This window comes from Nocardia sp. JMUB6875 (assembly GCF_041154655.1).
GTDB lineage: Bacteria > Actinomycetota > Actinomycetes > Mycobacteriales > Mycobacteriaceae > Nocardia.
Genome location: NZ_BAAFGR010000030.1, coordinates 41,208 through 56,809, shown reverse-complemented (window position 1 = coordinate 56,809; position 15,602 = coordinate 41,208). Strand labels below are relative to the sequence as shown.

The following is a 15,602-nucleotide window of genomic DNA, read 5'->3' as shown; positions in this document are numbered from 1 at the left end:
GGTGCCGTCGACGATCAGGTCGTACTGGCGGAACAGCTCGATCGCGTTGTCGGGCTCGAGGCGAATCTTGTGCAGCTCCACGGTGATTCCGGAGTTGATCTCCAGGATCGAGTCGCGGGCGCTGTCGGCCTTGGAACGGCCGATATCGGACTCACCGTGAATGATCTGGCGCTGCAGATTCGAGGCATCCACCTCGTCGAACTCGACGATGCCCAGGGTGCCCACGCCCGCGGCCGCCAGATACAGCAACGCGGGCGAGCCGAGGCCACCGGCGCCGATGACCAGCACGCGCGCGTTCTTCAAACGTTTCTGCCCGACCGTCCCCAGGTCGGGAATGATCAGATGGCGGCTGTAGCGGGCGACCTCGTCGCGGGTCAGCTCCGCCGCCGGCTCCACCAGGGGCGGCAGGGATGTCATCGAATTCATATACCCTCCAGAGAAATTCAGTTGCTTCATGCCCAGAGTTGGCCGTCGAGTTTTTCCTCGGCCTCTTCGAGGGTGCCGTCATATGCGCCGGTCGAAAGGTACTTCCAGCCACCGTCGGCGACCACGAAGGCGATATCGGCGCGCTGCCCGGCCTTCTGGGCCTTCTTCGCGACACCGAGGGCCGCGTGCAGGATCGCGCCGGTGGAGATGCCCGCGAAAATGCCCTCTTCGGCCACCAATTCCCGAGTGCGGCGCACCGCATCGTAGGGACCCACGGAGAACCGCGACGTCAGGACCGACTCGTCGTAGAGCTCGGGGACGAAACCCTCGTCCAGATTGCGCAACCCATAGACCAGTTCGCCGTAGCGGGGTTCGGCGGCGACGATATCGATGCCGGGCACCTTCTCGCGCAGGAACCGACCCGTGCCCATCAAGGTGCCGGTGGTGCCGAGACCCGCCACGAAGTGCGTGATCTCGGGCAGGTCGGCGAGGATCTCCGGGCCGGTGGTCTCGTAGTGGGCCAGGGCATTGGCGGGGTTGCCGTACTGGTAGAGCATCACCCAGTCCGGATGCTGCGCGGCGATCTCCTTCGCCAGCGCCACAGCCTGATTGGAGCCGCCCGCGGCCGGGGAGTCGATGATCTCGGCACCGAACATGGTCAGCAGCTGACGGCGCTCCACCGAGGTGTTCTCCGGCATGACGCAGATCAGCTTGTAGCCCTTGAGCTTGGCGGCCATGGCCAGCGAGATGCCGGTATTGCCGCTGGTGGGCTCGATGATGGTGTCACCGGGCTTGATCCGGCCCTCGCCCTCGGCCGCCTCGATCATGCGCAAGGCCGGACGGTCCTTGATGGAGCCGGTCGGGTTGCGGTCCTCGAGCTTGGCCCACAGCCGGACGTGGTTGTCCCCGTCCCATTGCGGGGACAGTTTCTGCAGCCCGACCAGCGGGGTGTTGCCCAGGGTCGCGATCAGCGACTCATAGCGGCTCACGACCAACCTCCTTCGCCGCCGCCCAGATATGAGACCGACGCTCCGCCAAAGGCAGCAGCGGCTCCTTGAATGGCATGCGTAGTCGCGACCGCGACTCCGAGCAGGCGCGACGCACGCAGCGCCCGGTACCGCCGATCAAGCTCGCGGCTCGAAGCAAGCCCTGACGCCGCAGTTGAGTGACCGCCAGGCGGGAGTTCTGGCCGTCGGAACACACCACGATCCATGGCACCGCCGAGTGTTTTGCGAGAGAAATCCGTTCGGGGCCATCCGGATCCAGGCTCGGCATGAGACGTGCCGAGTGAATCGCTATGGCGCCCAACAGCACTCCTTCGTCGATCCGCTCCCGCTGCGACCGGATATCGACCAATCGGCCGCCCTCCGCAACCGCAGCTCGCAGTCCGGTGACACTGATCGCTTCGGGACTGATCATCACGGCTGCACCGAAACCGCCCACGGCTCTTATCCGCCCGCCACGGCAGGCAGGATCGTTACCGTTGCCCCCACCGGGACAATGGCCTGCAAGCCACCATTGAAGCGCACATCCTCGTCGTCGACGTAGACGTTCACGTATCGGTGAAGCTTTCCGTCCCGAGCCACACGACCGGCCAGGCCCGGGTAGTTGCGCTCCAGATCCGAGATCACCTCGGCGACGGTCCCGCCTTGTACACGAACCCTCTTGTCACCCGATGTGTGCGGACGCAGGATCGTCGGAATCGAGACTGAAATCATCGTGACAGGTTCCTCACTTGCTTGCGGGTGAATACTCGGCGACAACTCGAATACCCTCTTCGGTCACTATGCCGTCGATGATTCGATAACTGCGAACCTCAGGCATATCCTCGTCCCGAGTTGAGATCACAACATAGTGCGCTCTCGGTTCGGAGGCATAGGAAATGTCCGTTCGGCTGGGATAGGCCTCTGTCGCGGTATGCGAATGGTAGATCACAATGGGCTCCTCCCCCGCATCGTCCAGTTCTCGCCACAGTCGTAGCTGCTCCCCGGAATCGAATCGATAGAACGTGGGCGAGCGGTCCGCATTCATCATCGGAATGAACCGAATCGGTCGATCACTATCGCATTGACCTGCGATGATGCCACATGCCTCGTCAGGGTGATCCGCCAGAGAATGAGCGATCATCGCATCGATCAATCCCGATTCAATTTCTAGCATAAGGGTGATTCTCCTTCACTGCCAAACTGTTGCAATTATCCGATTCGGCAAGTACCGTCGCCGATCGTGAAAGTTGCTTCAGGTATTGCTTACGATCGCCAGGGACAAGGCCCGACCGTTCTCCTTCTTCATGGCACCGGTGGGTCCCATCGCATTTGGCGACCAATTGTCGAGCGGCTCCGCGCCGACCGTGATGTCATTTCGGTGGATCTGCCGGGATGTGGATCCAGCGCCCCGATTTCCGCGCCCGGCCCGGTGACCAATGCCGAGTTCGCGCGCCGCATCGGCGCCTTCATCGACGAGCTGGGACTGCAGCACGTCCACGTGGCCGGGACCTCTCTCGGCGGGCATGTCGCGCTGCTGCTGGCCGCGGCAGGCAAAGCCGATGCCGCCGTGGCGTTCTCGCCGACCGGGTTCTGGAACAAGCGGCAGTCGCTCTATACCCGCACGCTGGTCCGCGTCTCTCGTTTCGGTACCTTCCTGTCCGCACCTGTCGTTCCCGCGCTGGCAGCTACGGTGTTCGGCCGAAATCTGTTGCTGGGCACCAGCTTCGCCAATCCCGCGGGTGTACCGTCCGAGGATGCCCACGCGGTGGTGACCGATCTGCGCACCTCCGCCGGCTTCGCCGGATTCGCCCAGGCCAACAGCGAGCGGCTCGGCGGCCAACCGGTAAGCACCAGCGAGGCCGCGTCCAGACCCGATGCCGGACTGCGTGACGCGCTGGCGAAGGTACCCGTGACGATCGCCTGGGCCGAGCAGGATCGATTCCTGTCCCCACGCCAGGCAGAGGTTGCGCGCCTGGCACTTCCACATGCTCGCCACACCACCCTCCCGAACTGCGGGCACCTTGCCACCTGGGACGATCCGGCACTGCTGACCGAACTCATCCTGACCGCCGACTTCGCCAACCACGAATCCCATTGACCCTCCCGGCTGGTGCGTCCGCAGCGGACGCACCAGCCGACCATCACGATGGGATCGGTTGCCGCTCACGCAATGCCACCGAGGCCTCGCGAGCAGCGCGGCGCCCCGAGGCGACCGCACCATCCATCTGCCCGAACGACTCGAAATCCGTTTCGGCTCCGGCCCAATGGATCCGTCCGGTGGCACGGTTCACTGTCCGAAACGGTCCTGTCAGCACTCCGGTGCCGGCGAGACCGAAGAAGCCGCCTCGCGCCCAAGGGTCTTCGGACCAGTCCTTTTCGATGTACTGGTCGCAGGCCTCGGCCTCGGGCCCGTACAACCGAGCCAAGCAGGCCAGTACGCGGGCTTCTCGCGCCACCGCGTCCATCGTCCGGAACTGCTGTGCCCACTCGCCGGGTATGACGCCGACCAGCACACCGGGGCCACCGCCGGCCGGCGTCATGTCGACCGTGGCCGCGATCGGGCCGTTGTCACTGCCGGCCTGGCCGCTCAATCCCGCTGCACGCCAGAATGGTTCGGGATACGCCACGATGACCTTGATGGCGTCGCCCATCGGTAGCCCCTCGAAGATCCGGAGTCGCTCGGGCGGTAGCGGCGGGTCGAACTCCACGGTCCGAACCAGCGGTGGCGGTAGCGCGACCACGACCTGTTCCGCTTCGACAAGCTCTGTGTCGGACATGATTTCGACCGACCCCTCACGTTGGCTGATCGCGCGAACCGGCCTGGACAGCAGGACACGAGAACCCAGAGCCGCCGCCATCCGGTGCGAGAGCTCTTGAGCGCCCGCCCCGAATCGATTGGCCAGCAGGCCCGCCGTCGAAGTCATCGCCTCCACGCTGCCCACCCCGTGGATGTAGGCCAGTGCCTGCAGCAGGTTGATCTCGTGAGGCTCGGCGGCCCAGATCGAGCGCGCCAGACTGGTCATCAGGGCACGGCCGGTAGCGGTCCGCAGTGTGTTCGCGATCCAGCTGCCGAGTGTGGTGGCATCCCATTCCCCGGCTCGCTCGGCCAACCACGGAGCTTCCGGTGGCACGGTCTTGGCGAGTTGATTCAACCTCGTCCGCGCCGTCGCGATGTCGAGCAGTGCCAGCGGCGCCAGGCGAACCATGCCACCGAAGACCCGATGGGTGTGCCCCTCCAGTTCCAACAGTTGTTTGCCACGGTCATAGGTCGGATGCGTTCCGGCGCCAACTTCCTCGGCCAGCTCGGCGAGGTGCCGGTGCCGCGTGGAGTGCCAGGTGCCGCCGATATCGATCATGTGGTCACCGGCGATCGGGACGCTGAGCGTGCGCCCACCGACCCGATCCTGGGCTTCGAGCACGACCACATCGTGTCCCTTGCGATGCAGGTCGTAGGCCGCGGTCAATCCGGCCAATCCGGCTCCGACGACAGCGATCTCGGTCTGGTGCCGGATCACCGTGTCACACTCGCCAATTCGGTGACGTCTCCGTTCAGGTAGCGCTGCCGGCATTTGCCGCGCTGTACCTTGCCCGAGGAGGTCCGGGGAACGGTGTCACGCGGGACGACGCTGACCCGGTCCGGTGCGTGGCCGAGCTGAATGCGCAGTCGGTTCATGACCGTTGTCGCCACCTCGGACAGGTCTGGCACCGAATTATCCGGCTCGACCAGCACGATCATCCGCTCGGTGTCGGCCAGGGAGAACGCGACACACATCGTCCCGACGCCGGGCACCCGAGCCGCGATGTGCTCGTAGTCCTCGGGATACAGGTTGCGGCCGCCAACGATGATCATGTCCTTGATGCGGCCGCAGACGACCAGTCCTTCGGGGATCAGGTAGCCGAGATCACCGGTACGGACCCATCCGTCGACCAGCACTCGCGCAGTTTCCTCCGGCTCGTCCCAATAGCCCCGCATGGCCGACGGGCTTCGGAACCACACTTCACCGATGTGGCGCTCGGAGAGTACGTCTCCCCCGTCGTCGCGGATCTCGAGCTCGATGCCCGGGAACGGCTGACCACACACGACGAGCAAGCGTGCATCGGGATCGCCGGGCTCGACGGGTCGCGCGTAGCGGCGATCGATCAGATCGGTGCGCGACACGTGGTCGCAGTACATCGGTTCGGCCATGGGACTCGAGGCCACCGCGACCGTGCCCTCCGCCAGGCCGTACATCGGGGTGATCGCTTCCGGCCGCAATCCGTACTCGGCGCCGACCTCGGCGAAGCGGGTCATGGTGTCTGCACGGATGGGCTCAGCCCCATTGCCGCAGATCAACAGCGAGGACAAGTCCAGCGGCCGCGGGCGGGCCAGCATGCCGCGTCCAGCAAGCTCGTAGGCGAAGTTGGGTGCCACGGTCGAGGTGGCCCGATACCGGGACAGCGCGTCCACCCACGAGTCGGGGCGGGCCAGATACTCCTCGGGCGGTTGCAGGACGAGCCTGCTGCGGATGGCGACCGAACCGAGCATGCTGATCAATCCCATATCGTGGTACAGCGGAAGCCACAACACGGTGGTCGGGTGCTCTACCACCGCCATGACGTCGTGCCATGCCGCGGCGACATTGGTCAACATCTGTCGGTGCGTCAGAGTAACGGCGCGCGCGTTTCCGGTTGTGCCCGAAGTGAATTGCAGATACGCGACATCGTCGGGATCGATGTCGACCTCATCGAACGTCTCCGCGCCGATGTCGTGGTGCGCGAGATCGCCACACTTCAGTACCGGGATATCAAGCTCGATCCGCCGAGCCAGGAAGCGATGGAAGGTGTCGGCGACCACCAGGCAGGATGCGCCGACGTGTCCGAGCCGACGGCGAATCTCGGCGAGCAGTTCCGGCAGGTCCGAAAGCCGGTGCGGCAGCGGCATGATCACCGGAACCGCGCCGGCCATCCATGCCCCGAACAGGCAGCCCAGGGACGCGATCGAGGTGGATGACATGATCACCACGCGATCGCCTCGACGCACGCCGTGGTGTGCCAGGCCCGCGGCCACCGAGCGAGCCATCGACTCGAGCCGCGCATACGGCAGCGGAGTCTCGTTCAGTTCACGGTCCACCATGACAATGCCCGAATTCTCCTGCGCGGCCAGTCGCAGCACGCCGGGAATGGTTGCGGCACCGAGAGAGTGCTCTGGACGCGGAGAGACCCGCGGTGCTGTCAAGACGTTGTCGGTTCCCATGAAGTCTCCTCGATTGCGGCCGAACGGCCGGATAGATATGTCGTCACTGCCTTCGCCAGACGCGGGGCGTCACGGCGCACGCTGCGGATGTTTCCGCTCAGGGGATGGGCGTAGCCCAGGAAGTACAAGCCTGGCGCCTGGGGTAGCGAGGTACCGCCACCTGCGACAGGAAACCCGTTGGACCGCAGTACATCTAGATCGCCGAGCATTTCCGGAAGGCCGGTATGATAGCCGGTCGCGGCGATCACCAGGTCGGGCGAGACCGCGGTCCCGTCCGCCAACAGGACCTCATTGCCGCGGAATCCGACCACATGCGCTACCGGCTCGATGGCACCTGTCCGCAGGCCCGCCAGGATGCCCGCATCAATGATCGGAGTGACGCCGGTCTCTGCGTATTGACTGCAAATTCCATTGGCCGGCTTGGGCATCCCGTACTTCGCCAGATCCCCGACCACCACCCGGATGGCAGCCCCCAAAGCCAGGTCACCGACTTTCGGGGGGAAGGGTTCGACCAGCACCGGCCCCAGCAGGGTCGGGACGCCGAGGATCGTGCGGGGCGCGATGTGAGGTGCGGTGCGCACCGCGATCCGTGTGCGCCGTGCGCCGCCCCCCGCGACCAACGCCGCGATCTCGCCCCCGGAGTTTCCGGTCCCGACAACCAGCACATCGGTTCCGCGGTAGCCGTCGGCATTCCGGAACTGCGACGAATGCACCACTGTCCCGGTGTATTCGGCCAAGCCCGGCCACTCGGGGATCTTCGGGATCCTGCTGTACCCGGTCGCGACGACTACCACGGGGACATGCCAGTCGCCACGGTCGGTTTCGATCCGCCAGCCGTCGCCACACCGGGTCACGCGACGGACCTCGGTGTCGAAGCGGATATCGATATCGAAGCGGTCCCGATAGTCGGCCAGGTATTCGAGGAACTCGTCGCGGGTAATCCACCGGCTGGCATGGCGTTTGTAGCGCATGCCCGGCAGATTCGACATGCCTTTGGGCGATTGCAATCGCACCGCGTCGTAGTGCCCGTGCCAGGGCGCCGCGAGGCGATCCGTTCGCTCCAGCACGGTCACCGATACTCCGGAGGCCCGCAGCATGGCGGCCGCCCCCAGCCCCGCGGGCCCCGCGCCCACGACGACGACGCTCGGTACGTCGGTGCGCCCGGTGGAACGCGGTCGTCGCAGGCGTCGGCCCCAGAAACGTTGTGTCACGCCGAGATCCCGATGCGCGAGGCCACGATGTCGCCGACCCGGGCCACGAACTGCGCCGCGAGCCGCTCGACGGTTTCGGTGCGGTGCAGGTTCTTGCTGTAGGTCCAGATCATGTGGATCTCACCATCGAGCGCCAGCCCCATGACGTCGATGACCCGCCACCGTCGCGCATTGGGGCTGCGGTGCTCACCGAAATGATCGATCAACGGCCGGGCCTGGTCGGTGAAGTATTCGCTCACGTCGCCCCAGAAGTTGAACCCCACATCGGGCGGGCGGATCGCTGCGACGGCGTCGCGCACGGACGGGTCGTCGCACAGGTAGCGGAGCAACCCGTAGCCGGTGCCGTGGTTCGGAATCGCACGCAACTGGTCACGCACACCGATCAATTCGGCGCCCGCGTCCGCGGCGTCGGTCACCTGGATCAGCGCGGGGGACAGCGTCGAGAATCGGCCGATGGTCCGGATGACATCCAGATCGCCGAAGACCTCATTGCGCCCGTGTCCTTCGAGCTCGAGCATCACCTCCCGCGAGCCGCTCCAGTCCGCGACCACACGCGCGAGCGCGGCCACCAGCACGTCGCGCAGCTCCAGATCGCCCTGTCGAGACAGCATGGCCATGATCGCCTCGGCCACCGCCCCCGTGAAGCTCACGATGTGCCGGTCGGCGGAACCTTGCACGTTGGGACCCAGATCGAAATCGACCGGCACCGAGGCGATCTCCGCGTTCGCCGACCGCGTCCAATGGGCCAGCTCGCCACGCGCCGCCGCAGAATTGGCATAGGTGCGCAGTTGGGCGGTGCTCTCGGCCAGCGAGGCATTGTGCGGCGGCAGGATCACGGGCTGCCCCACTACGAGCTGTGCGTACACGTTGGTGAGGTCTTCGAAGAACACGCGCGAGGAGTAGTAATCCATCACCAGCCAATGCGCGCTGATCAGCAGACGTGGCCTCCGCTCGTCACACCCGGTGAAGTAGGTGACGCGGACGGACGGGCCCGTGGACAGATTCAGGCTGCCGTGCTGGCTCGCCACGTATCGACCCAGTTCGGCGTCGTAGTCGTGGCCGGCCGCGCTGAGGTCGACGACCGTCAACGTGGCCATTCCGTCGGCCGGGTCCTGCGGAATGGCGGCCGTCCCGATCCCGTCCGCGTGCTCGTACCGGACCCGCAGTGCCCCATGGTGATTCACCACGTGACGCAACGCCTCGCCCAGCACCTCCACATCGAGCGCCTCGTTCAGTTCGAACAGCGGCCACATCCCGTTCCAATGGTCGCCATCGGCGAACCGTTGGTCGAAGAACCACTCCTGGCTCGCGGACAGTCCGACCGGGCCCGGACGATCCCCTTCCGCCAGGGTGTCGACGGCGCGCACCCGGACCACCCGCGCTTGCCCGGCGATTGTCGGGTTCTCGAAGAATTCGCGGACGGTCAGCGCGTATCCGGCCTCCGAGACTCGCGAGATGATCCGGATCGCCAGCAACGAGTCACCGCCGGAAGACAGGAACTCGTCGTGGCGGCCGACCCGCTCGACCGAGAGCACCGATTTCCAGGCTTGCGCGAGCATCTGTTCCAGGGGGCCTTCTGGCTGCTCGTAGGCCGTCGCTTCGAAATGCGGCTCGGGCAGTGCACTCCGATCGATCTTTCCGTTCGACGACAGCGGCAAGGCTGACATCGTGACGAAGGCGGCGGGAATCATGTACGCCGGGAGGCGATCCGCGCAGAACGCACGAAGGTCCGACTCGTCCAGGCCGCGTCCTCCGTCGGTCACGACATAGGCCACCAGGCGGCGACTCCCGCCGGCGGTGTCCTTGGCGGCGACCACCACCGATCGCGCGGCGCCGTGCTGGGCCAGCACGTACTCGATCTCGCCGAGTTCGATGCGATATCCGCCGACCTTCACCTGGAAGTCGTTGCGGCCCAGGATCTCGATGCTGCCGTCCGGGAGGTACCTGCCGAGGTCACCGGTCTTGTAGAGCGATCGGCCGCCCGACACGATGAATCGCTCCGCGGTGCGCACGGGATCACCGAGATACCCTGTCGCGACGCCGATTCCACCGATGTGGATCTCTCCGACGACGTGATCCGGGGTCTGGCGCAGGTTTTCCGACAGCACTTCCACGGTCTGGTTGTCGAGCTGCCGACCGTAGGGGATGCTGCGCCACCGGGGATCCACGTCGCCGATCAGATGGCCGATCGACCAGATCGAGGCTTCGGTCGCGCCACCCAGCGCGAACAACAGCGGTATTCCCGCGACCACCGCGCGAACGCGGTCCGGAAGCGTCAGCGGAATCCAGTCCCCACTCAGCAGTACGGCGCGGACATCGGTGATGCTCACCGACGCCTGCTCGGCGTGCTCGACGAGCAGTTCCAGTAGCGCAGGCACGGTGTTCCAGACCGTCACGCGGTGCTCGTTCACCAGCGTCAACCAGTGCGCCGGATCGTGGGTCTTGTCCGTGTCGGGCAGCACCACGGTGCCGCCGCAGCCGAGCACGCCGAAGATGTCGAACACCGACAGGTCGAAGCTCAGCGACGACAGGCACAGCACCCGGTCCTCGGCCGTCAGCACGAGCCGACGCGAGATGTCGTGCAGGGTGTTCACCACCGCGGCATGGCTGATCATGACGCCCTTGGGATTCCCCGTGGAACCCGATGTGAAGATCACATACGCAAGGTCGTCGGGCAGTGCGCGCGATGCACCGGCGAAGTCCGGCGCGCGTTCCAGCAGCGCGTCGTCGACAACAATGCCGTTCACACCTTCGGGAGGCTCGACACCCGGCTGAACCAGGGCCGCCCGAACGCCACTGACCTCGATGAGGCGGGCAATGCGTCCGGAGGGCAGATCGGCGTCGATCGGAAGATATGCCGCGCCGGCGCGATTCACACCGAGCACGCCAGCGACCTGCTCCCAGCCCTTGCGCATGATGACAGCCACGAGATCGCCACGGCCGATGCCGATCTCACCCAGCTCTGCAGCGATACCGCTGGCGAAACCGTCTAGTTCGCCGTAGCTCAGCGTCTTGCAGGACGTCACGACGGCGACCGAATTCGGTTGAGCGCGCGCGGCCCTGTCGAATCGGTCGTGGATCAATTCCAGGGTCGAGGCCGCAGTCGGCTCGACAGCCGCGGGCCGGACGGCCAGCTGCGACTCGGGCACGTTGACGACCAGATCCAAAGCGCCGGTGGGTGCGACGGAGATGTCGTGCAGCAGATCGGAATACGCCGTGAACATGTCGTCGAGCACGCCCGCCGGGAAGAGGCCGTCGATCGCGTCCCAGGTGATGATCAGTTCGCCGTCGCGCACGCTGACCTGATTGTCGAGGTACACCTGGGGCGTCTGCGAGATCCCGTAGTCGAGGCTGACCATGCTCGCCAGCTCGCCGAGACCGCCTTCGCTGAGCAGCGCGGTGAACACCACCGGCATCATCGCCTGCTCGGGGCCACGCAGCTTGGCGATTTCGCGCTGCACCTGGACGCCACTGAAACAGCGATGCTGCAGGTCCTCACGGAACTGCGCCTGCAGCGACCGGGTTGCCGCGGACAGATTCGAGTGCTCTCGGAGGTCACACTCCAGCAGAATCGTGCTACTGAAATCACCTGCGAGCTTCGCGAGCTCGCGATCCCACTGCGGGCGATCGGCGAAGGTCAGGTTCAGCGTGAAGGCACCCGAGGTCGACCACTTGCGCACCACCAGGGCATACGCGGCGCAGAGCAGCATGGCCGGCGTGGCACCGAGCTCGGCGGCACGTTCCTTGATTCGCTGCCAACAGATCGCATCAAGTGTCGCTGTCCGCCGGGTAAATTCGGGAGAATCGCCAGTTCCAGAACCGGTCACGACCGGCAGTGTGGGGGCAGCGGCAAGTTCGGGGGCCCGCTGCGTCCAATAATCTCGAGCATCGGCGTACTGCGACGTCTGTTTGAAGTCCTCGACGGCCACCACGTAGTCGCGAAAAGTCACGACCGGTTCGGCAGCCTCAGGTTCGGCCTCGAATCCGGTGAGCAGGCGCGCCCAGTCCGCGGCCAGGATCTGCAGGGTGCCGGCGTCGGCGAACAGCATGTCGATGCTGAGGCACAACCGGACCCTCGACTCCGGCAGCACATGTGCACGGACTTCATACAGCGGCCAGGTCTGCGAGTCGAATGCCTGGTGGCCCAGTTCATCTCGCGTCTGTTCCAGCACCTGCTTGCGCGTCGACGCGCGCGAAGCGGTCAGATCGATCCCGCGGATCCGGTACTCCGGCACCGAACGCAGGACCTGCTGGCGACCATCGGGCAGGACGACGGCACGCAACATGTCGTGCCGTGCGATCAGTGCGTTGAACGCCGATTCGATCTCGCCGAGATCGAATCCACGGACCTCGGCCTCGAGGTACACGTGCGTGGATCGCCCACCGAGCTCGAATGCCTGACTACCCAGCCAATAGGCCTGCTGAACATCGGTCAGCGGGAAGGGCTCGAACCGCTGCTCCGGGCGCGGCCGGAAATGGTCCACGACTCCGCGGCTCGAGCTCTCCAGTGCTTTGCCGTCGATCACGGCATTCGCCAGGGAATTGATTGTGCAGTTGGAGAACAGCAGTCCCAATTCGATCTCGACATCGAACTCCGCCTCGATGGCGGATTTCAGTCCGACGGCTTCGAGCGACTGCATGACGAGCACATCATCGCTGTCGGGCTCGAAAGCCGCATCGATTTCCATCCGCGACCACAGAACAGCCAATTGTTCCGCGATCGCATCCCGCGTCGAATCCTCGTGAACCTTCATATCCCCACTTTCAGAACGCACACCATCTGCTCGCCGGTGCCATCGGCACGGGCGAGTGTTATCGAGAGAAAAGTCAGACCGCCGATACGCTCATCGGACGGGCAACCTCATCGTCAGCGGAATCGGCCTCGCGCAGACCGATCCGATCGTGCAGGGCCGCCAGCGGTTTGGGCAGCCACCAGTTCGCGGTTCCCATCATGCGCATCAGCGCCGGCACCAACAGGGCCCTGATCAGGGTCGCGTCGGCCAGCACCGCGAGGGAGAGCCCGACGCCGAACAACTGCATCACCGAAACCCGTGATGTCGCAACACCGATGAAGACGATGATCATCAAACCGGCTGCGGCAGTGAAGATCCGGCCGGTACGCGCGACACCCATCGCCACCGCATGGGTGTTCGCCGCCGCCGAACGATCCGAGACGAGCCATTCCTCGCGGATCCGCGACAGCAGGAACACTTCGTAGTCCATGGACATCCCGAATGCGATGCAGAACATCAGGATCGGGATCGCGGCATTGATGTAGCCGGTGGGCGTGAACCCGAGCAGGCCGGAAAAGTGCCCCTGCTGGAAGACCCACACCATCGCACCGTAGGACGCCGACAGCGACAGCAGGTTGAGCAGCAATGCCTTCAGCGGAATCAGGATGCTGCCGGTGAACAAGAACAGCACGACGAAGGTGGCAGCGGCGATGACGATGAGAGCGAGCGGAAGCCGGGCCATGATGGCATCGAGGGAGTCCCTGTTCATTGCGGCATTACCACCGATCAGGACGGGTCCCGGTGCGGGCACCGCTCTCAGTGCGCGTAGCTGTTCAGCGCCGTCAGCGGAATAGGGGTCCAGCGTCGACTGAACGCTCAGATACGTTCCAGCGTCGTTGACCATACCGGCAGGTGCCGCTGTCATCCGTTGTCCGCCAACGTAAACGCCGGCGCTCGACAGCACCGCCGGTACATGATCAACCTTCGACAGCGCAGCGGCATACGCGCCCACGGCGGCGGCGTCGGATACACCGGGTAGGACAACAACCGGGCTGGCGCCGAAATTGGCCGCGAAGTCGGTGCGCAACTCATCACCCACCTGCCGACTCTGCGCGGACTCGGGTAGGGCGCGATCGTCCGGATAGCCGAATCGCAGGGACAGGAACGGCGCTCCCATCGCCAACAGCACAGCGGCCGCGGCGACGGTGACCGGAACGGCGCGACGCATGACCACGAGTACGAATCGATACCACCGCGACTTCTCGGGCGCAGGCGCGCTGCCCGGCTGACGACCTACCAACCGCAGCAAGGGTTTCCGTAGATCCCAGGCGTTGATTCGATCACCCAGCACCAGCAGAGCCGCCGGGAGGATCACCAGGGCGGCACCGGTGGCGGCACCGACGACCCCGAGGCCCGCGTACGCGAACGACCGCAGGAAGTACTGCGGGAACACGAGCATCGTGCCCAGGCACAAGGCCACCGAAAGCGCGGAGAACACCACCGTCCGCCCGGCAGTACGCACGGCGCGCTCAACCGCCGCCGGGGTGTCGTGACCGTCGGCCAGTTCCTCGCGGAATCGACTGACGATGAAGAGGCTGTAGTCGATCGCAAGGGCCAAACCGAGGGCCGTCGTAATGTTGAGCGCGAAGATCGAAACGTCGGTAACGGCGGTCAGCAGCCGCAGGATGCCGGTGGTTGCCACGATCGTGAATACGCCGATCGCGACAGGCAATGTCGCCGCCACGAAGCTGCCGAACACCAGGATCAACGCGACAAAGGTGAGCGGAACGGCGATCGCCTCCGCGGAGGTCAGGTCCTCGGCTGCCTGCTTGTTGATGTCGTACTGCGCCACCAGCGAACCACCGACGCGGACATCGACACCGGAGTGTTCCATCCGACCCAGTTCTTCGGCGATCGCACCGGCCGAATTCTGTGCCGCGGCTTCATCTCCCGTCACACCCACCAGGACGAGCCCGCTCTTACGATCCTTGCTGCGCAGCCCCTGCGCGAGGTCGGGACGATCGATGGTCCAGTAGGACTGAGCACCGGAGACATCTCGATGCTGCTGCAACCACGAGACGATCCGAAAGGCCGTGAACCGGACATTCGGAGCGTCCACGCCATCCGAACTTCCAATCGAGACAACCAGATTGGGGTTGCCGCCCGGGAAATGGTCGGTCAGGTAGTCATTGGCCCGCTGCGACTCCAAGTCCGACGTCATGACGCCGCCAGCCTTCAAGTGCGACTGCACGGACGCGCCGAAAGCACCTACCACCAGCACAAACAAAAAGGTGATAATAAGCAGCAACAGCGGCCTGCGCCCCACGGAACGCACCAATCTCACCAACACGTAAAACCCCTCATACGACGACCCGATGCTCTCGACGAGACATACGGAAGAACGAACCCATGAACGGAAGGAAAGTGGACGGCGAATCATTCGCCAGACGCATCCCCACAGGTACGGTTACTCCCCTGCAACACGTTTCACGACGTTAGCTACAAGATCGACGTAGCACAAACGGTAAGCGGTACCTTCGGACACAGGATCCCGCCGGTCCGCACATGCCAGAGGGTTGCCACCCGATCCCCCACGTCACCGACCTGCAAGTGAGCGAGGACACCGCGATTGCCATGATTGACAGTGCTACATGGAATATATGATTTCACGCTGATTCCAAACAGTGACATCGTCGACAGACCACCATGATCCGCCCTGGCGGGGCCGAATTGGTCGTCGAATCCCGGCTGCTGCCATAAGAATTCAGGGAAGTCGAAGAACAGCTGAACACCAGACAACCGCCAAGCTAATTGCTGGCGGCATCAAACCGGATGCACCCAGCGACAAGTGCGACTCTCCTCGGTTCCGGGCGGAATCAAGTTCCCAGCCAAGGGACTTGGGCGTTCGGACGCACTCGCTGAGACGGCCACGCTCTCCCGCATGTTCGCCATCCCGGCGGGCATCTAGGGCGGAACCCCGTGGTCGGCTATGTCGGTGAACCGCTGGGACAGC

Annotated in this window: 11 protein-coding genes; 1 reads left to right on the top strand and 10 read right to left on the bottom strand. The window is 64.9% G+C overall.

Annotated features, from left to right (window positions below):
* From ACAM49_RS10595 to ACAM49_RS10575, 5 genes are all read right to left on the bottom strand, one after another.
* A partial coding sequence (locus ACAM49_RS10595; RefSeq protein ID WP_369635291.1) for a ThiF family adenylyltransferase occupies positions 1-417 on the bottom strand: 417 nt, incomplete at its 3' end.
* Between the two features lie 35 nt (positions 418-452).
* Positions 453-1,415 (bottom strand): PLP-dependent cysteine synthase family protein, encoded by a 963-nt coding sequence (locus ACAM49_RS10590; protein ID WP_369635285.1) that lies wholly within the window; start codon positions 1,413-1,415, stop codon positions 453-455.
* The gene (locus ACAM49_RS10585) at positions 1,402-1,869 is read right to left on the bottom strand and encodes a rhodanese-like domain-containing protein (RefSeq protein WP_369635284.1); all 468 of its coding nucleotides are present in this window, start codon (positions 1,867-1,869) and stop codon (positions 1,402-1,404) included. The genes ACAM49_RS10590 and ACAM49_RS10585 overlap by 14 nt, the downstream gene beginning before the upstream one ends.
* A 5-nt stretch (positions 1,870-1,874) precedes the next feature.
* The gene (locus ACAM49_RS10580; protein ID WP_369635283.1) at positions 1,875-2,144 is read right to left on the bottom strand and encodes a MoaD/ThiS family protein; all 270 of its coding nucleotides are present in this window, start codon (positions 2,142-2,144) and stop codon (positions 1,875-1,877) included.
* Between the two features lie 13 nt (positions 2,145-2,157).
* Entirely contained in the window at positions 2,158-2,586 is a 429-nt protein-coding gene (locus ACAM49_RS10575; protein ID WP_369635282.1) for a Mov34/MPN/PAD-1 family protein, read from the bottom strand.
* 66 nt (positions 2,587-2,652) lie between these two features.
* Between ACAM49_RS10575 and ACAM49_RS10570 the strand changes: the two genes are divergently transcribed.
* Positions 2,653-3,510: an alpha/beta fold hydrolase gene (locus ACAM49_RS10570; RefSeq protein WP_369635281.1), complete on the top strand. Its 858-nt coding sequence runs from the start codon at positions 2,653-2,655 to the stop codon at positions 3,508-3,510.
* Between the two features lie 43 nt (positions 3,511-3,553).
* Here ACAM49_RS10570 and ACAM49_RS10565 read toward each other — a convergent pair whose 3' ends face one another.
* From ACAM49_RS10565 to ACAM49_RS10545, 5 genes are all read right to left on the bottom strand, one after another.
* Positions 3,554-4,927, bottom strand: a complete 1,374-nt coding sequence (locus tag ACAM49_RS10565) for a flavin monoamine oxidase family protein (RefSeq protein ID WP_369635280.1) — start codon at positions 4,925-4,927, stop codon at positions 3,554-3,556.
* Positions 4,924-6,564, bottom strand: coding sequence for an AMP-binding protein (locus tag ACAM49_RS10560; RefSeq protein WP_369635279.1), 1,641 nt, complete (start codon positions 6,562-6,564; stop codon positions 4,924-4,926). Before ACAM49_RS10560 ends, ACAM49_RS10565 begins: the two co-directional genes overlap by 4 nt.
* Positions 6,565-6,623: 59 nt before the next feature.
* The gene (locus tag ACAM49_RS10555) at positions 6,624-7,778 is read right to left on the bottom strand and encodes a flavin-containing monooxygenase (RefSeq protein WP_369635290.1); all 1,155 of its coding nucleotides are present in this window, start codon (positions 7,776-7,778) and stop codon (positions 6,624-6,626) included.
* Positions 7,779-7,852: 74 nt separating this feature from the next.
* Positions 7,853-12,610 (bottom strand): amino acid adenylation domain-containing protein, encoded by a 4,758-nt coding sequence (locus ACAM49_RS10550; protein WP_369635278.1) that lies wholly within the window; start codon positions 12,608-12,610, stop codon positions 7,853-7,855.
* Positions 12,611-12,683: 73 nt separating this feature from the next.
* Positions 12,684-14,924 carry an MMPL family transporter gene (locus ACAM49_RS10545; RefSeq protein WP_369635277.1) on the bottom strand — a complete coding sequence of 747 codons (2,241 nt, stop codon included), beginning with the start codon at positions 14,922-14,924 and terminating at the stop codon, positions 12,684-12,686.
* Positions 14,925-15,602 lie beyond the last annotated feature (678 nt).

Coding starts and splice junctions, on each gene's coding strand:
- ACAM49_RS10580 (WP_369635283.1), bottom strand. CDS start 2,144: ATGATTTCAGTCTCGATTCCGACGATCCTGCGTCCGCACACATCGGGT.
- ACAM49_RS10575 (WP_369635282.1), bottom strand. CDS start 2,586: ATGCTAGAAATTGAATCGGGATTGATCGATGCGATGATCGCTCATTCT.
- ACAM49_RS10550 (WP_369635278.1), bottom strand. CDS start 12,610: ATGAAGGTTCACGAGGATTCGACGCGGGATGCGATCGCGGAACAATTG.